This is a genomic window from Aeromonas sp. FDAARGOS 1409 (assembly GCF_019048705.1).
Classification (GTDB): domain Bacteria; phylum Pseudomonadota; class Gammaproteobacteria; order Enterobacterales; family Aeromonadaceae; genus Aeromonas; species Aeromonas sanarellii.
The window spans coordinates 178,583-194,591 of the sequence record NZ_CP077395.1 but is presented as its reverse complement, the minus strand read 5'-3'; the positions used below and the strand labels follow the sequence as shown (position 1 = coordinate 194,591).

The 16,009-nt window shown below is 63.6% G+C and carries 15 protein-coding genes and 1 riboswitch; of the genes, 9 read left to right on the top strand and 6 right to left on the bottom strand.

What is annotated here, in order from left to right; all coding sequences use genetic code 11:
- Positions 1-142: 142 nt before the first annotated feature.
- The 4 genes from I6L39_RS00875 to I6L39_RS00860 are packed head-to-tail and all read left to right on the top strand — an operon-like array spanning position 143 to position 4,271.
- Entirely contained in the window at positions 143-1,162 is a 1,020-nt protein-coding gene (locus tag I6L39_RS00875) for an amino acid ABC transporter substrate-binding protein (protein ID WP_042074314.1), read from the top strand.
- 60 nt (positions 1,163-1,222) lie between these two features.
- A complete protein-coding gene (locus I6L39_RS00870; protein ID WP_254203708.1) occupies positions 1,223-2,410 on the top strand; it encodes an amino acid ABC transporter permease in 1,188 nt (395 codons plus the stop codon).
- 9 nt (positions 2,411-2,419) lie between these two features.
- Positions 2,420-3,514: an amino acid ABC transporter permease gene (locus I6L39_RS00865; protein ID WP_216990765.1), complete on the top strand. Its 1,095-nt coding sequence runs from the start codon at positions 2,420-2,422 to the stop codon at positions 3,512-3,514.
- 13 nt (positions 3,515-3,527) lie between these two features.
- Positions 3,528-4,271, top strand: a complete 744-nt coding sequence (locus I6L39_RS00860; RefSeq protein WP_042074317.1) for an amino acid ABC transporter ATP-binding protein — start codon at positions 3,528-3,530, stop codon at positions 4,269-4,271.
- A gap of 93 nt (positions 4,272-4,364) precedes the next feature.
- Here the strand turns inward: I6L39_RS00860 and I6L39_RS00855 are convergent, their stop codons facing one another.
- Positions 4,365-4,580 carry a DUF1107 family protein gene (locus I6L39_RS00855; protein WP_216990764.1) on the bottom strand — a complete coding sequence of 72 codons (216 nt, stop codon included), beginning with the start codon at positions 4,578-4,580 and terminating at the stop codon, positions 4,365-4,367.
- A gap of 177 nt (positions 4,581-4,757) precedes the next feature.
- On the opposite strand from I6L39_RS00855, the gene yfcD reads away from it, so the two are divergent.
- The 3 genes from yfcD to I6L39_RS00840 all read left to right on the top strand — a co-directional run bounded on the left by yfcD (position 4,758) and on the right by I6L39_RS00840 (position 6,968).
- Positions 4,758-5,288: an NUDIX hydrolase YfcD gene (yfcD, locus tag I6L39_RS00850; protein ID WP_216990763.1), complete on the top strand. Its 531-nt coding sequence runs from the start codon at positions 4,758-4,760 to the stop codon at positions 5,286-5,288.
- 113 nt (positions 5,289-5,401) lie between these two features.
- Positions 5,402-5,875, top strand: coding sequence for a peroxiredoxin (locus I6L39_RS00845; protein ID WP_216990762.1), 474 nt, complete (start codon positions 5,402-5,404; stop codon positions 5,873-5,875).
- A 124-nt stretch (positions 5,876-5,999) separates the two neighbouring features.
- On the top strand, positions 6,000-6,968 hold the full coding sequence (locus tag I6L39_RS00840) for a calcium/sodium antiporter (protein ID WP_216990761.1): 969 nt from the start codon (positions 6,000-6,002) through the stop codon (positions 6,966-6,968).
- 65 nt (positions 6,969-7,033) lie between these two features.
- Here I6L39_RS00840 and I6L39_RS00835 read toward each other — a convergent pair whose 3' ends face one another.
- Positions 7,034-8,182 (bottom strand): type III PLP-dependent enzyme, encoded by a 1,149-nt coding sequence (locus I6L39_RS00835; protein ID WP_216990760.1) that lies wholly within the window; start codon positions 8,180-8,182, stop codon positions 7,034-7,036.
- 506 nt (positions 8,183-8,688) lie between these two features.
- A riboswitch (glycine riboswitch) is annotated at positions 8,689-8,799 on the top strand.
- 265 nt (positions 8,800-9,064) lie between these two features.
- Here I6L39_RS00835 and I6L39_RS00830 point away from each other — a divergent pair.
- Positions 9,065-10,441, top strand: coding sequence for a sodium:alanine symporter family protein (locus tag I6L39_RS00830; protein ID WP_209793855.1), 1,377 nt, complete (start codon positions 9,065-9,067; stop codon positions 10,439-10,441).
- A gap of 104 nt (positions 10,442-10,545) precedes the next feature.
- Here the strand turns inward: I6L39_RS00830 and I6L39_RS00825 are convergent, their stop codons facing one another.
- Together I6L39_RS00825 and I6L39_RS00820 are read right to left on the bottom strand one after the other, a co-directional pair.
- Positions 10,546-11,262, bottom strand: coding sequence for a protein ligase (locus I6L39_RS00825; protein ID WP_209793854.1), 717 nt, complete (start codon positions 11,260-11,262; stop codon positions 10,546-10,548).
- A gap of 99 nt (positions 11,263-11,361) precedes the next feature.
- Positions 11,362-12,756 (bottom strand): nucleobase:cation symporter-2 family protein, encoded by a 1,395-nt coding sequence (locus I6L39_RS00820; RefSeq protein ID WP_216990759.1) that lies wholly within the window; start codon positions 12,754-12,756, stop codon positions 11,362-11,364.
- A 245-nt stretch (positions 12,757-13,001) separates the two neighbouring features.
- Between I6L39_RS00820 and I6L39_RS00815 the strand changes: the two genes are divergently transcribed.
- Positions 13,002-14,141 carry a diguanylate cyclase gene (locus I6L39_RS00815; RefSeq protein WP_216990758.1) on the top strand — a complete coding sequence of 380 codons (1,140 nt, stop codon included), beginning with the start codon at positions 13,002-13,004 and terminating at the stop codon, positions 14,139-14,141.
- Between the two features lie 30 nt (positions 14,142-14,171).
- On the opposite strand, the gene I6L39_RS00810 is transcribed toward I6L39_RS00815, so the two are convergent.
- Positions 14,172-14,420 (bottom strand): YciN family protein, encoded by a 249-nt coding sequence (locus I6L39_RS00810; RefSeq protein ID WP_216990757.1) that lies wholly within the window; start codon positions 14,418-14,420, stop codon positions 14,172-14,174.
- A 122-nt stretch (positions 14,421-14,542) separates the two neighbouring features.
- Positions 14,543-15,922 carry an MATE family efflux transporter gene (locus I6L39_RS00805; protein WP_209793851.1) on the bottom strand — a complete coding sequence of 460 codons (1,380 nt, stop codon included), beginning with the start codon at positions 15,920-15,922 and terminating at the stop codon, positions 14,543-14,545.
- Between the last annotated feature and the right edge of the window lie 87 nt (positions 15,923-16,009).

The following is a 16,009-nucleotide window of genomic DNA, read 5'->3' as shown; positions in this document are numbered from 1 at the left end:
TGTGCTGTTGCACCATGCTTGGGCCGGGTTGCACCGATTGACAGGTTTTTGAGCCGCTGGATAAGCTGCGAAAACGCAGGGAAGTGACGGCATCTTGCTTGGTTTGGGTGCCTGTTCGAATCAAACCACAGGGAAGAGTGACATGAAGCAGATACACAAGGCAGGTATGGTAGTGGTGCTGTCGCTGGTGGCAGCCAATGTGTGGGCAGAGGGGACTCTGGACTCGGTCAAGAAGAAGGGCTTCGTGCAGTGCGGGGTCGGCGATGGTCTGCCCGGCTTCTCCAACCCGGATGCCAAGGGGGTCTGGACCGGCCTGGACGTGGACGTGTGCCGCGCCGTCGCCGCCGCCGTGCTGGGGGATGCCGGCAAGGTGAAGTATGTCTCCCTGACCGCCAAGGAGCGTTTCACCGCCCTGCAATCCGGTGAGGTGGATCTGTTGTCGCGCAACACCACCTGGACCCTGACCCGGGATGGCTCCCTCGGCCTCACCTTTGCCGGGGTGAACTACTACGATGGCCAGGGTTTCCTGGTGAACAAGGCCCTCGGGGTCAAGAGCGCCAAGGAGCTGGACGGCGCCGCCGTCTGCATCCAGTCCGGCACCACAACCGAGCTCAACCTGGCCGACTACTTCCGTGCCAACGGCGGCATGAAATACACCCCTGTGGTGTTCGACACCTCGGATCAGACCGTCAAGGGATTCGAAGCAGGCCGCTGCGACGTGCTGACCTCGGATCAGTCCCAGCTTTACTCCCTCAAGATCAAGCTGACCAAGCCGGACGAGGCCCTGGTGCTGCCCGAAGTCATCTCCAAGGAGCCCCTGGGCCCGGCGGTGCGTCAGGGGGATGAACAGTGGTTCAAGGTGGTGCGCTGGAGTCTGAATGCCATGCTCAACGCCGAGGAGGCCGGGGTCACCAGCGCCAATGTGGACGAGATGCTCAAGTCCACCAACCCGGATATCCGCCGTCTGCTGGGGCTGGAAGAACCCAAGGGCAGCGTGCTGGGCCTGGATGACAAATGGGCCTACAACATAGTCAAGCAGGTCGGCAACTATGGCGAATCCTTCGATCGCAACGTCGGTGCCGGCTCCCCCCTCAAGATCGATCGCGGCATCAATGCGCTCTGGAACAAGGGCGGCCTGATGTACGCGCCGCCCATCCGCTGAGTTGACTGCAGTCGGGGGGCCTTGCCCCCCATTTCCCCTGGCTTTGTCGGAGTCATCCTCATGGCGCTACAAGCATCAAACCATAGGAAGGAACAGGGCCGCTGGTGGTATGACGCCAAGGTGCGGGCGCTGCTCTTCCAGTGCCTGGCCGTGGCGGCCGTTATCGCGTTCCTGTTCTACATCGTCAACAATGCCCTGACCAATCTGGCCACCCGTGGCATCACCACCGGCTTCGATTTCCTGGGCAACACGGCCGGCTTCGGCATCTTGCAGAGCCTGATCCCCTATGACGAGACCTATACCTTCGGCCGCACCTTCCTGGTGGGGCTGCTCAACACCCTGCTGGTCTCGGTGCTCGGCATCCTGTTTGCCACCCTGCTCGGCTTCGTGCTCGGGGTGGCGCGCCTGTCGCGCAACTGGCTGGTGGCGCGGATTGCGGCCGTCTACATAGAGACGTTTCGCAACATTCCGCTGCTGCTGCAGATCTTCTTCTGGTATTTCTCGGTGCTGCGCACCCTGCCTTCCCCTCGCGAGAGCGTGGAGCTGGGAGGGCTCGCCTTTCTCAACGTGCGGGGCTTTTATCTGCCCAAGCCCTTGTTTGAAGAGGGATTTGGTTATGTGCTCTGGGCCCTGTTGCTGGCCGTCATGCTGAGCTGGGGGCTGAGCCGCTGGGCGCGGCGCCGCCAGGCGCTGACCGGCAGGATCTTCCCGTTCTGGCGCACGACAGCCGGTCTGGTCATTCTGCTCCCGACCGTCACCTTCCTGCTGGCGGGCAGCCCGCTCACCTGGAGCGTGCCGACCCTGCAGGGGTTCAACTTCCGGGGGGGGCTGACGGTACTGCCTGAGCTCGCGGCCCTGTTGCTGGCGCTGACCATCTACACGGCGGCCTTCATCGCCGAGATAGTGCGATCCGGCATCCTGGCCATCAGCAAGGGACAGACGGAGGCGGCCTCCGCCCTCGGGTTGTCGCCCACCAAGACGTTGCGGCTGGTGGTCATCCCCCAGGCGATGCGGGTCATCATTCCTCCCCTGACCAGCCAGTACCTGAACCTCACCAAGAACTCCTCGCTGGCCACGGCCATCGGCTACCCGGATCTCGTCTCTGTGTTCATGGGCACCACCCTCAACCAGACCGGACAGGCCATCGAGGTCATCGCCATGACCATGGGGGTCTATCTCATCATCAGTATCACCACCTCGGTGTTGATGAACATCTACAACCGCAGGATGACGCTGGTCGAGCGCTAGGGAGCTGTCATGTTCGTGAATGAATTGCAGGAGGCGCTGCCGCCTCCCAGCCATCGCCGGGGGCTGGTCGCCTGGCTCAGGCAGAATCTCTTTCCCAACTGGTGGAACGGCCTGCTGACCCTGGTGCTGGCCTGGCTGTTGCTGCCGCTGCTCTGGTCGGCACTGGACTGGGCGCTGTTTTCCGCCACCTGGCAGGGCAGCAGCCGTGCGGACTGCAGCCAGGGCGGGGCATGCTGGGTCTTTATCGAGAGCCGTCTGGGGCAATACCTCTATGGCTTCTACCCGGTCGATCAGTACTGGCGCATCAATCTGGCCTTTGCCGGCCTGGCGGTGCTGCTGGCCTTGCTGATTTGGCCGCGCACCCCGCGCAAGGGGTGGCTGGCGCTGTTTACGCTGCTGGTATTCCCCGTCATCGCCTTCTTCCTGATCCATGGCGGGGCCGGCCTCGCCGTGGTGGAGACGAACCGCTGGGGCGGCCTGATGCTGACCCTGGTACTGGCGGTGGTGGGCATAGTGGTGGCCCTGCCGTTCGGCATCCTGCTGGCGCTGGGGCGTCGCTCCCACATGCCGGTCATCTCCAGCCTCTCCACCGTCTACATCGAGTTCTGGCGGGCGGTGCCGCTCATCACAGTACTCTTCATGGCGTCCGTCATGCTGCCGCTCTTCATGAGTACCGAGGTGGAGCTCGACAAGCTGCTGCGGGCACTCATCGGCATCATCCTGTTCCAGGCGGCCTATGTGGCAGAGGTGGTGAGAGGGGGGCTGCAGGCGATCCCCAAGGGACAGTACGAGGCGGGGGATGCGCTGGGGCTCTCCTACTGGAAGGTGATGGGGCTCATCATCATGCCCCAGGCCCTCAAGATCACCATTCCCTCCTTGGTGAACACCTTCATCTCATTGTTCAAGGACACCAGCCTGGTGCTGATCATCGGCCTGTTCGATCTGCTGGCCATCTCCAAGGTGGCGCTGGCGGATCCGGCCTGGCTGGGCTTTTCCACCGAGGCTTATGTCTTCATTGCCATGATCTTCTGGATGTTCTGTTTTGGCATGTCCCGCTACTCCATCTATCTGGAGCGCAAACTCAACACGGGCCACAAGCATTAGGAGCAGTTTCGATATGAAAACGGACGCGGTAGTAGAACTGAAAGCCGTCAACAAGTGGTACGGTGAGTTTCATGTGTTGCGCAACATCAATCTGCAGGTGGGCAGAGGGGAGAAGATCGTCATCTGCGGGCCATCGGGGTCGGGCAAGTCCACCATGATCCGCTGCATCAACCGGCTGGAGGAGCACCAGAGCGGGGACATCCTAGTCAAGGGCACGGCGCTCACCTCGGATCTCAAGAACATAGAGACGGTGCGCCGTGAGGTGGGCATGGTGTTCCAGCACTTCAACCTCTTTCCCCACCTGACGGTGCTGGAGAACTGCTGCCTGGCCCCCATCTGGGTCAAGCAGTTGCCGCGCAAGGAGGCCGAGGAGATCGCCATGACCTTCCTGCGCCGTGTCAGGATCCCGGAGCAGGCCCTCAAGTACCCGGGCCAGCTCTCCGGCGGCCAGCAGCAGCGCGTCGCCATCGCCCGCAGCCTCTGCATGAACCCCCAGGTGATGCTGTTTGACGAGCCAACCTCGGCGCTCGACCCCGAGATGGTGCGCGAGGTGCTGGATGTCATGGTGGAGCTGGCCCACGAGGGGATGACCATGCTCTGCGTCACCCACGAGATGGGCTTTGCCAAGCAGGTGGCGGATCGGGTGATCTTCATGGACCGCGGCCAGATCATCGAGGAGAACGTGCCGGATCAGTTCTTCGACCATCCCCAGTCGGAGCGGACCAAGCTGTTCCTCTCCCAGATCCTGCAGCACTGAAACCGAGTCGCCGCCATAAAAACGGCCCGCACGCTCCAGTGAGCGGCGGGCAAAGACGTGCATGGAAGCAGACTACAGACGGAAAGGAGTATGTCAGCCCGGCAACGGGGTACTGATGCGCAGGTCGCGCACCGCCAGGTTGATCTGCCGGGCCAGGCTCAACGCCTGACGGCAGCTCAGCGTCCTCACATCGATGATTCCCCCTTGAAACTCAAACCGCCCCAGCGCCTCCACCATGAAGCTTCCATGATGAAAGCTCTTGATATAGCGAGCAATTCGACGGGGAGACCACTGCTTGAACACCTTCATGGCAAGAGACCCTGTTGTTTGGACAGGGCACACTATGCCGATGGACAGTGACACTGATGTGACAGTTTGAGAAAGGTTTGTATGAATCCACATCTCATCAGGGAAGGATCCACGCTGGGGCCGAAAAAGTAGTGCCGTCCCCGACCCCGGCCCCGATATACTGCGGCCATCTCAGGAATGACAAAGGTGCCGCACGTGGAGTGGGTGGACATAGTAGACGAGCAGGACAGGGTGATAGGAGTTGCCGAGCGCGCCAGGGTTCGGCGGGAAAACCTGCGCCATCGCGCCAGCTACATCCTGGTGCTGGACGAGCAGGAGCGCGTGCTGGTGCAGCGGCGAACCCTCGGCAAGGACTTCTGTCCCGGCATGCTGGATGCCTGCGCCGGCGGCGTGGTCACCCAGGGTGAGGCGATGGAGCCCTCCGCCCGGCGCGAGCTGGCGGAGGAGCTGGGGATCCACGGCGTGCCCCTCCAGGATTTCGGCACCTTCTACGCAGAAGGGGAGGCGAGCGGCGGTGGCTACCGGGTCTGGGGCGGCCTGTTCAGTTGCCATTATCAGGGGCCGGTGCAACTTCAGGCGGAGGAGGTGAGCGAGGTGCACTGGATGAGCCTGGGCGAGATCGCCGAGCGGGCCGCCGAATTCACGCCGGACTCCCTGCTGGCGATCGCCACCTGGCAGGCGCGGCGCTCGCAATCAGGTCAGGGGTAGCCGCCGGAAGTGCTCGTAGGGCATCCCCTTTGTTATCCCGGACGGAAGCCTGTTCGTCCTTTTGCGGATTGGGGTAGACTGGGCCTCTTTGAACCACATAAGGACGAGTCATCATGATCACGGTCGGTCAGACCCTGCCCGCAGGGGAATTTACCTTTATCACCGCCGAGGGCAAGCAGGTGAAGGATACCCAGACCCTGTTCGCGGGCAAGCGGGTGGTGCTGTTTGCGGTGCCCGGCGCCTTCACCCCCACCTGCTCCAACGCCCACCTGCCCGGCTATGTGGTGCTGGCGGACAAGTTCAAGGAGAAGGGGGTCGATGCCCTCTGCTGCCTGTCGGTGAACGACGCCTTCGTGATGAGGGCCTGGCAGGACGCCCAGAACGCGGAGGCCATCACCATGCTGGCGGATGGGGACGGCAGCTGGACCCGCGCCCTGGGCCTTGCCAAGGAGACCGGTGCCTTTGGCGGCCTGCGCGCCCAGCGCTTTGCCCTCATCGCCAACGACGGGGTGGTGGAGCGGCTGTTTGTGGAGGCCCCCGGCAAGTTCGAGGTCTCGGATGCCCAGAGCCTGCTGGCGGCGCTGTGAAAGATTAATCGCCGTTTGATTTTCCCTTGAAATGGAAAGTCGGCCCGTTACACTGGGCCCACTTCTGGAGAGAGCCGGGCCATCGCCTGGCTCTCGCATTTGCTGGCGATGGAATGGAGATGTTATGACCCTGGCTTTTGTTGCCCTGATAGCCGGACTGGCGCTGCTGGTCTGGAGTGCGGACAAGTTCGTGGACGGCGCCGCCGCGACCGCCCGTTATGCCGGCATGCCGCCGCTGCTCATCGGCATGGTGATCATTGGTTTTGGCACCTCGGCCCCGGAAATGGTGGTGTCGGCCCTGGCGGCCTCCCAGGGCAACCCCGGGCTCGCGCTCGGCAACGCCTATGGCTCCAACATCACCAATATCGCGTTGATCCTGGGGTTGACCGCCCTGATCAGTCCCATCGCGGTAGCCTCCCAGGTGGTGCGCAAGGAGATCCCCATCCTGCTCGGCATCACCTTGCTCTCCGGTGCCCTGTTGCTGGACGGCCAGCTGGATCGCACGGATGCCGCCATCCTCGGCGTGGTCTTCGTCGGCCTGATGGGCTGGTCCATCCGGGCCGGGCTCGCGGGCAAGGGGGATGCGCTGGATGTGGAGACCGAGGAAGACATCGAGAGCGAAGGCATGTCCCTCAAGAGCGCAATCCTCTGGCTCATCGTCGGCCTGGTGCTGCTGATCGCGGCATCCCGCCTGCTGGTCTGGGGGGCGGTCTCCATCGCCCAGGCGCTCGGCATCAGCGATCTGGTGATTGGCCTCACCATAGTGGCGGTGGGCACCTCGCTGCCGGAGCTCGCCTCTTCCCTCATCGCCATTCGCAAGAACGAGCACGATCTGGCCCTCGGCAACGTGCTCGGTTCCAACCTGTTCAACGCTCTGGCCGTGGTGGGCATCGCCGCCGGCATCCATCCGCTCGCGGTGGCGCCGGAAGTGCTCAGCCGTGACTGGAGCCTGATTATGGGGCTGACCCTGTTGCTGCTGGTGATGTGTCTGGGCCGCAAGGGGCCGGGGCGGATCAACCGGCTGGAGGGGGGCGTGTTGCTCGCCATCTTCGTCGCCTACACGGGCTGGCTGCTGACGAGCCAGTTCATCTAGGTCGGATGAAATGAGAGAGGGGGAAGCATCGGCTTCCCCCTCTCGTTTCTGGTGCTGGTAACCCGTCAGGCCACGGCGACGAGCTTCTGCTTCTGGGCGCTGTCCAGGATCAGGATGTTCGCCTTGGGGAAGAAGTTGAAGGTGGAGGCGGAGGCCCAGGTGTAGGCCCCCATCACCCGGCCCACCACCAGCTCGCCGATGGCCAGATCCGGCAGCATGATGTCGTCGCGAATGACGTCCACGCTGTCGCAGGTGGGGCCGGAGAGCACCGCATGGTGCAGCGGGCCCTGGGCATAGGGGGTGCTCACCGGATAGGTGACGTGGTCGTAGAGCTGACCGTTGTAGCTGCCGTAGAGGCCGTCATCCAGGTAGTACCAGATCTTGTCGCCGCGGTGGGCCTTGCCCATCACGCTGGCGACCGAGGTCATGGCCGGCGCGCTGATGAAACGGCCCGGCTCGGCAATCTTCTGCACCGTGGCCGGCAGCTTCGCCAGCGCCTCGCGAATGGGGGCGCAGAAGCCGTCGATGTCGAACTCGCCGCCGTCATAGTCCACTGGGAAGCCGCCGCCGATGTCCAGCACCCAGGGCTTGAGGCCGAGCGCCCAGGCCTGCTCCATGATCTCGCGGCAGGCGTCGATGGCCTGCACGTGGCGACGGGCGTGGGGCACCTGAGAGCCGACGTGGAACGACAGCCCCATCACCTTGATCCCCTTGGCCTGGGCCAGCTGCAGCAGCGGCAGCGCCTGTTCCGGGGTGCAGCCGAACTTCTTGGAGAGATCGACCTTGGTCTCGGGGTTCGGGAAGCTGACCCGCAGCAGCAGTTTCACCTCGTCCTTGTAGGGCAGGAACTTCTCCAGCTCCAGCGGGTTGTCATAGACAAATACGGTGCAGCCGAATTCCAGGGCATAACGGATGTCGCTGTCGCGCTTGATGGGATGGGTATGGATGCAGCGCCCCGGGCGAACCCCTTGGCTGCGCACCAGATCCACTTCGCCATTGGTGGCCAGATCGAAACAGGCCCCCTCTTCCTTCAAGACAGAGACCACCGCCTCGTGGGGAAGGGGCTTGAGTGCATAATGCAAGCGCACATCGGGCAGGGCGGCTGCCAGGGCCCGATACTGTTTGCGGACGGCTGCCTTGTCGAGCAGCAGCAGGGGAGAGCCGAATTGTTCAACCAACTGACGGTAATCTTGTGCGACCAGGGTCTCGTTCATTCTCTTTTGAAAATCCTTAGGGGGCGTGATATGCCCAAGCCATATGCGATTGAACCGGCGACGGCCGGCTCAGGCGAGCGGTCCGGAGGGACCAACCAGGCACAATGCATAACTCCCTTGCGAAGTGCTTAGTTATGCGCGGGATTATCGGCTTATTGAGTTTGTGTGCAAGCATTTTGATTGGATATGTTGGCAAGTTTTTCTGGTCGAGACGAAACAGGCTCTTGATACGGGGAGCGTTCAGGGCCGTGATGGGGATCGCCCCCGAAGGGAGCTTGATAAGCTGTTGATAGTTAACGAACTAATAACATCAGGCCTGGGTGTTGCGGCCATGTAAAAAGGGGGCGCCGGGACCAGGGAGTGCGAGACAGCTCACAGTTTTTGGATTACCATGCCCGCTTCCTAATCCAAACTAGTTCGGATGAAGGTAGCAGGAGAGCGATGGGCAACCATCCACCGAAGAAGTGAATCTTTCAGGTACCGGGCAACCGGTGTGGACTGCTACTGGACGATACTCTGGAGAGACCCGTTAGATCGGGCGCCGAAGGAGCAAGGCACCACGATTGCATCGCAATCTGGCGCCGGAAACTCTCAGGCAAAAGGACAGAGGGGATGGGATGGTTGTACCTGAGCTTGGAACTGTTCACGATCTGTCACGAGAGGTCGTCAGCAAGGTAAAGCGCCTCGCAGGAACCGGAGTGTATGTGAATACATGAGCCTCTCGGTCCCACATAAGCGAGCTGCGCATGAGCCTTGATCACTGCCTCGCAGTAAGAGTGTGAACACGTTCCTGGCCTGCATCCGATCGCCTCTGGCCGATCGCGACACCTATGGGAAGATCATCCTTCTCCTCCTTAATCGTTGTTTTTTTAAGGAGGATGCATGTCATCAATTCAATCGGCGCTCGCCGCCATCGATAGCTTTGTCTGGGGTCCGCCCCTGCTGATCCTGCTGGTCGGGACCGGCGTCTACCTCACCCTGCGTCTGGGTCTGCTTCAGATTGTGCGTTTGCCGCTCGCCCTCAAGCTGGTCTTTGGTCGCGATCAGGGCCAGGGCAAGCAGGGGGATGTCTCCAGCTTCGGCGCGCTCTGCACCGCCCTCTCCGCCACCATAGGCACCGGCAACATCGTCGGGGTCGCCACCGCCATCAAGCTCGGCGGCCCCGGCGCCCTGTTCTGGATGTGGATGGCCGCCCTGTTCGGCATGGCCACCAAGTACGCCGAGTGTCTGTTGGCGGTGAAGTATCGCCAACAGGACGCCAACGGCCAGATGGCCGGCGGTCCTATGTACTATCTGGAGAAGGGGCTCGGCTCCAGGGTGCTCGCCAGGCTGTTCGCCCTGTTCGGCATCGGCGTCGCCTTCTTCGGCATCGGTACCTTCCCCCAGGTCAACGCCATCTCCGACGCCATGAGCCTCTCCTTCTCGGTGCCCCGCGAGGCGACCGCCGTGGTGCTGACCCTGATCGTGGCGCTGGTGACCCTGGGGGGCATCCAGTCCATCTCCAGCGTGTCGAGCAAGGTGGTGCCTTTCATGGCCATCTTCTACATCCTAGCCTGTGCCGGGGTGCTGGTGAACAACGCCGGCGCCTTGCCGGATGCCGTCATGCTGGTGATCGAGAGCGCCTTCACCGGCCATGCGGCCACCGGCGGCTTCGTCGGCGCCGGCATCATGCTGGCGATCCAGTCCGGGGTGGCCCGCGGGGTCTTCTCCAACGAGTCCGGGCTGGGCTCGGCCCCCATCGCCGCGGCGGCGGCCAAGACCGATTCCTGCGTGGAGCAGGGGCTGGTCTCCATGACAGGTACCTTCATCGACACCATCATCATCTGCACCATGACCGGCCTGACGCTGGTGGTGACCGGGGTGTGGAGCGGCGATGCGAGCGGTGCGGCCATGACCAGTCTGGCCTTTGCCCAGGGGCTGGATGCCCATGTCGGCCAGTATCTGGTGAGCATAGGCCTGCTGTTCTTCGCCTTCACCACCATCCTTGGCTGGAACTACTACGGCGAGCGCTGCACCGAGTACCTGTTCGGGGTGAAGGCGATCAAACCCTACCGCCTCATCTATCTGGTGCTGGTGGCGAGCGGGGCCTTCCTGCATCTGGACCTGATCTGGCTCTTGGCCGACATCGTCAACGGCCTGATGGCGGTGCCCAACCTCATCGGCCTCATCGGCCTGCGTCACGTGGTGATCGCCGAGACCCGGGCCTACTTCAGCCGGGATCGGGATATGGAGTCCGAGCCCGAGCCGCAGACGGCCTGACCCTGCACCACGCAGAAATGAAAAAGCCACGACCCAAGTCGTGGCTTTTTATGCGCTTCGCTATTTGCATGAACGGACGCTTTCCCTCTACCTCCGGGAGAGGGTCAGGGTGAGGGGGACGGCCCCTCGCTCAGGAGGCTCTCCAGCCGTGTTCGTACTTTGTCCACCAGCCTTTCATCGCTCTCCTGCCAACCAATGCAGCGCGCCAGCGTGGTGGAGGTGCCGGGCAAGAAACGCAGCTCCCCGCCCGCCAGCTCATAGAAGCGGCTCGCCATCCGGGTGCCCTCGTCCACGTCGCCGGACACCAGCAGCATGGCCTGGGCCAGCATGGCCCCTTGGTGATCCTGACCCGGCGCCAGCCAGCGCTGGGCGGTGCCGGTCACCTTGCGTCCCCCGATCACCAGATTGTACTGGCCGTCGCAAAACGAGCCGGGCACGAAGTCGTAGTTTCCCGCGAGACCGTACTCCCCCAACAGGCCGAGCAGCGGCGCCCCCAGCCGCCGGTAGTAGTGGGCGAGATCCGTGGTGGTACGGGGCAGCATGAGCGACAGGTTGAGGATGCCGGCGCCGTGGGGCACGGCGGTGCCGCCGCTGTCGCGCACGAACACCGGCCAGCCCTCGGCGGCAAGCTGCTCGCAGGCGTCGTGGTAGCGGGGCAAGCGGGTGTCCTTGCGGGTGACGATGAGGCATTGGGGGGCCTGCCAGAGGTGGGCGCGGGGCAGGCGGTCATGGGCACACTCCCGCAGCCAGCGCTGCTCCTCGGCCAGGATCTGATCCGGCGTGTGGCTGGCGGGCGGCGGGGGCAGCAGGGTATAGGGCATGGCGGCATTCTCGGGCAGAGGCTGCCCAGCACAGTACCCGTGGCGGTAAACAAGGTAAAGCCCCGCACTGCGGGGCTTTACCTGTGACATGGCGGGGCGTCAGGCCTGAGGGGCGCGCTTGGGCAGCAGCAGGTTCAGCACGATGGCGGTGAGGCCGCCGGTGGCGACACCGTAGGAGAGCACGCTCCTGGCGAGCTCCGGCAGGTGCTGCAACACCTCGGGCACCTGAGCCACCCCGAGACCCATGGCGAGCGATACCGCCAGTATCATCAGGGCGCGTCTGTCCAGCTCCTCCCGGGAGATGATGCGCACGCCGGCGGCGGCGATGGTGCCGAACATGACGATGGTGGCGCCGCCGAGCACGGGCTCGGGGATCTGCTGTACCAGACTCGCCACCGCCGGGAACAGGCCGAGCAGGGCCAGCATGGCGGCGATGAAGAGTCCGACGTGGCGGCTGGCCACCCCGGTCAGCTGGATGACGCCGTTGTTCTGGGCGAAGGTGGACATGGGGAAGGTGGAGAAGACCGCCGCCAGCATGGAGTTGGCGCCGTCGGCTAGCACGCCCCCCTTGATCCGCGCCATGTAGACGGGCCCTTCCAGCGGCTCGCCGGAGATGTCCGAGGTGGCGGTCATGTCGCCGATGGCTTCCAGCGCCGTCACCACGAAGATGATGGCGAGCGGCACGAACAGCTGCCAGTCAAAGCCGAGACCGTAGTGCAGCGGAATGGGCACCATCACCAGGGGACCCTCGAAGGTGGGGGTGCTCACCTTGCCCAGCAGCAGCGCCACCGCATAGCCCACCAGCATGGCGATCATGATGGCGGAGAGGCGCAGCCAGGGGTTGCGGCTGCGCTGCAGCAGCACGATGAGGCCGAGCACCAGCAGGGAGAGGAAGAGGTTGGTGTGGCTGGCGAAGCTGCCGTCCGACAGAGCGCCGTAGCCGCCACCCATGCTGATGAGGCCGACCTTGATCAGGGTCAGACCGATGAGCAGCACGACGATGCCGGTCACCAGGGGGGTGATGATCCGTTTGACCAGGTGCAGGAAGCGGCTCATCACGACGATGGTGAGAGCGGCGGCCAGCATGGTGCCAAACAGGGTGCCCAACAGATCTTCGGTGGGCATGGCCGCCTGCTTGAGGGCGAGGCCGGAGGCGATGATGGGGCCGAGGAAGTTGAAGCTGGTGCCCTGCACCGACAGCAGGCCGGAGCCGAGGGGGCCGAAGCGGCGGGTCTGGATGAAGGAGGCGATGCCGGACATGACCAGGGACATGGAGACGATATAGCGGGTGTCTTCGGCGGGGAGGCCGATGGCATTGGCGATGATGAGGGGCGGGGTGATGATGGCGACGAACATGGCGAGCATATGCTGCAGGGCGGCGAACAGGGTCTGGGGCAGGGGCGGGACATCCTCTATGCCGTAGACCAGTTCGCTGTGGGGTCGCCTGGGGGGATGGGCCTCGACGGGGGCGCGCGCGACGGCTGCCTGTTCCATAAATACCTCGGATATTGTGGGGGAGGGGGAGAAAATTGGGCGCCATTGTAGTGATTGAAACGAGGCTTTCCAGCGTTAATTGAGCGGGAAAAGGTTTATTTTCTGACAGGTTGAAACGTTTTCCTGTGGCGTTTATGATCCGCCGGTTTGCGTGGGACCGATACCGTCATAAACCGGAGGCGTGCTGATGCATCCCGGCGGGGACGGTGTAGAATGAGCCCTCAGTTGGAAGATGGAGGCTCTGGATGCTGAAGCTGTCGGAGTTCTGGAGTGCCCGTGCCCACTCCGAAGATTTTACCCTGACCCGCATGGGCTTTATGACGGTGCGCCTGAGGCTGCTCATCTGCGTGCTGATGGTGGGGCTGCCCGCCTGGGCGCTGGTGGACTGGCTGACCCTGCCCGCCACCCAGTTCGAGGCACTGCTCCAGGCGCGCGTCTTCTGCCTGTTGGCCCTCTCCCCCCTGATCCCGCTCTCCTATCTCATCCACTTCAGGCGTGAGCGCATGAAGCTGGCGCTGGGCTATCTGATGGGGGTGATGATGCTCTTCTCCCTCATCTGTCTGCACAGCTTCGGCGCGGATCAGGAGTTGCAGGCAGGCTACATGGCCTTTCCCTATCTGCTGATCAGCCTGTTCGCCATCTTCCCCATTCCGCTCTCCCTCAGCCTGCAACTGTCGGGTGGCATACTGGTGACCATGTTGGCCGGCAACTGGCTGCTGGTGGGGCAGTCGCTCTGGAGCGTGCAGACCCTCAACCAGATCTGGCTGCTCGGGCTCTTTGCCGTCGCCAGCGCCTGGGTGCAGTGCGGCCAGCTCAACATGCTGCTGCAGCTCTACCGGGAGTCCACCACGGACGAGCTGACTGGCATGATGAACCGTCGCCTGCTGATGAAGCAGCTCGAAAAGGCCAGGGCCGCCATGATCCGCAAGCAGGCACCGTTCGCGGTGCTGCTGCTGGATCTGGATCGCTTCAAACGCATCAACGACACCTTCGGCCATCTGGCGGGGGATGCGGTATTGCGGGAGGTGGCGACGACCCTGGTGGAGCAGCTGGAGCCCGGCATGGTGCTGGGGCGTTACGGCGGCGAGGAGTTTGCCATCCTGCTGCCCCGTTGCCCGGAACTGGCCCAGGCGAAGCGGGTGGCGGAGCGGCTGCGGGTGGCGGTGGAGGCACGCCTGGTGAAGAGCCCCACCTCGGACGAGCTGCTGGAGGTGACGGTGAGCATAGGCCTGACCCTGGCGCGGCGCGGGGAGGGAATAGAGGCGCTGCTCAACCGGGCCGACGAGTGTCTCTATCGCGCCAAGATGGCGGGGCGCAACTGCGTGGTGGGCGAACTGGCGAAGACGTCGGAACAATCCGGGCCCACTAGGACGGATGCCGCCTGAAGGCGGCATCTTGTCGGAGGGATTGCGATCTCAGTTCAGCCGGTACTTGCCTGACAACTGCTGGGCCAGCAGCTTGAACATGTTGAAGACCGCCATGGTCTTGCCGGTCGGGGTGCCATCTTCCGCCAGGAAGAACTCCCCCTTGAACACCAGGATCTCCCCCTTCTGCTCCACCGAGTCGGCGCGCATGCCGTGGATGAAGTCCTCGTGTTCCCGGATGATCCTGTTGGCCATCTCCAGCAGGGCCGTCTCGGTGATCGCCTCTTTCTGTGGTTGCATGTGCATCTCCTTTAACGACTGCTGACGGAGCAAAATGCGCCCCGTCGCTGATTGAAGAGGGGGCCAGCATACTGCAAGGGGGGATTTTCTGTCATTGATATGACCCCGCCTCGCCCCCTCTTTTATCCCAGCACCAGGTTTCGGAGCCAGTGGCGCTGACGGATGCGGCGCTGCACCAGCAGCACCTTGGCGAGCTCCTCCAGCAGCACCACGGCGACCACCCAGGAGAGGTGCCAGCCGAGCAGGCTGACCGCCACCCAGGCGAGCGGCAGGCCGATGCACCACATGCCGACGATGTCGATGAAGATGCTGTAGTTCACGTCGCCCCCCGAGCGCAGCACCCCGACGATGCCCACCATGTTGAACACCTTGAGCAGCATGCCGAGGCACATGATGGCGAGCACCTGGCCCGCCTCCCCCATCAGCTCGCCGGGCAGGTTGCCGACCCACTGCAGCAGGCTGCCCTGCATCAGCCAGACCGCGATCCCCACCAGCAGGGCGCCGACGGGGGCGAGCAGCAGGAACAGCTGGGAGTGCTGCCAGGCCTCGTCATACTCCTCGGCCCCGAGCCGGTGGCCGAGCAGGGTGGAGCAGGCCACCGCCAGCCCGAAGAAGAGGGAGATGAGGATGCTCTCGAGCGTCCCCAGGGTGGTCATGATGGCCAGGGAATCCGTGCCGAGGTGGGCGTAGAGGAAGCCGTAGAGCAGCATGCCGAAGGCCCAGAGCCCGTCGTGCAGCAGCAGCGGCAGGGCGATCAGGGTGAAGCGTACCACCTCCCTGCGCTTGAAGGCCGCCAGCCAGTCCGCCAGGCGCGGCACCAGCCGGGGCTCCTGGCGCAGCACATAGACGAGCAGCAGCGCGGTCTGCAGCAGGCGCGACAGCGTGGTGCCCCAGGCCGAGCCTGCCACCCCCATGGCCTCGAAGCCGAAGTGGCCGAAGATGAGGGCATAGTTGAGGATGACGTTGGCGATGATGGCGACGATGCCGATCCGGGTCGGTGCCGCCGCGTTGCCCACGGAGCGCAGTGCCGCCTCCAGGGGCACCACCACGGCGGTGCAGAGGATAGTGGCGCCGGTGATCATCAGGAACTCGTCGGCCAGGGGGCGCAGCTCGGGATCCTGGCTGGCGAAGCCCAGCACACTGCCCGGCGAGAGCACATAGATGAGGGCAAACGGCAGGCTCACCAGCAGGGCACCCACCAGGGCCAGCGCCAGGGAGCGGCGCACCCCGGCGAGATCCCCCCGGCCGTAATACTGTGCCGCCAACACCGAGACGCCACCCGAGAGCCCCGCTATCACCAGCAGATTGAAGAAGAAGACCCGGTTACCCAAGCCGACCGCCGCCACAGCCGTGGTGCCGAGCTGGCTCACCATCATGATGTCGATGAGGCCGAGCAGGGAGAACATCATGGACTGCAGCGACACCGGCAGGGCCAGCCGCCACAGTCTGGTCATGAACTCACGATCGGTGGTTTGTTTTAAAATCGCTTGCCAATAATTCATTTATGTTAACCGGGTATGTGAAAATCAAGGTTTGTCGTGGGTATGATAGGGGAGGCAAGGGGCTGTTCCACTGTGAGCCTCTCTCGG

What these genes read in the sequence shown, in the direction of transcription:
- I6L39_RS00875 (WP_042074314.1), top strand. Translation starts at nt 143, where the DNA reads ATGAAGCAGATACACAAGGCAGGTATGGTAGTGGTGCTGTCGCTGGTG.
- I6L39_RS00870 (WP_254203708.1), top strand. Translation starts at nt 1,223, where the DNA reads ATGGCGCTACAAGCATCAAACCATAGGAAGGAACAGGGCCGCTGGTGG.
- I6L39_RS00865 (WP_216990765.1), top strand. Translation starts at nt 2,420, where the DNA reads ATGTTCGTGAATGAATTGCAGGAGGCGCTGCCGCCTCCCAGCCATCGC.
- I6L39_RS00860 (WP_042074317.1), top strand. Translation starts at nt 3,528, where the DNA reads ATGAAAACGGACGCGGTAGTAGAACTGAAAGCCGTCAACAAGTGGTAC.
- I6L39_RS00855 (WP_216990764.1), bottom strand. Translation starts at nt 4,580, where the DNA reads ATGAAGGTGTTCAAGCAGTGGTCTCCCCGTCGAATTGCTCGCTATATC.
- yfcD (WP_216990763.1), top strand. Translation starts at nt 4,758, where the DNA reads ATGACAAAGGTGCCGCACGTGGAGTGGGTGGACATAGTAGACGAGCAG.
- I6L39_RS00845 (WP_216990762.1), top strand. Translation starts at nt 5,402, where the DNA reads ATGATCACGGTCGGTCAGACCCTGCCCGCAGGGGAATTTACCTTTATC.
- I6L39_RS00840 (WP_216990761.1), top strand. Translation starts at nt 6,000, where the DNA reads ATGACCCTGGCTTTTGTTGCCCTGATAGCCGGACTGGCGCTGCTGGTC.
- I6L39_RS00835 (WP_216990760.1), bottom strand. Translation starts at nt 8,182, where the DNA reads ATGAACGAGACCCTGGTCGCACAAGATTACCGTCAGTTGGTTGAACAA.
- I6L39_RS00830 (WP_209793855.1), top strand. Translation starts at nt 9,065, where the DNA reads ATGTCATCAATTCAATCGGCGCTCGCCGCCATCGATAGCTTTGTCTGG.
- I6L39_RS00825 (WP_209793854.1), bottom strand. Translation starts at nt 11,262, where the DNA reads ATGCCCTATACCCTGCTGCCCCCGCCGCCCGCCAGCCACACGCCGGAT.
- I6L39_RS00820 (WP_216990759.1), bottom strand. Translation starts at nt 12,756, where the DNA reads ATGGAACAGGCAGCCGTCGCGCGCGCCCCCGTCGAGGCCCATCCCCCC.
- I6L39_RS00815 (WP_216990758.1), top strand. Translation starts at nt 13,002, where the DNA reads ATGCTGAAGCTGTCGGAGTTCTGGAGTGCCCGTGCCCACTCCGAAGAT.
- I6L39_RS00810 (WP_216990757.1), bottom strand. Translation starts at nt 14,420, where the DNA reads ATGCAACCACAGAAAGAGGCGATCACCGAGACGGCCCTGCTGGAGATG.
- I6L39_RS00805 (WP_209793851.1), bottom strand. Translation starts at nt 15,922, where the DNA reads ATGAATTATTGGCAAGCGATTTTAAAACAAACCACCGATCGTGAGTTC.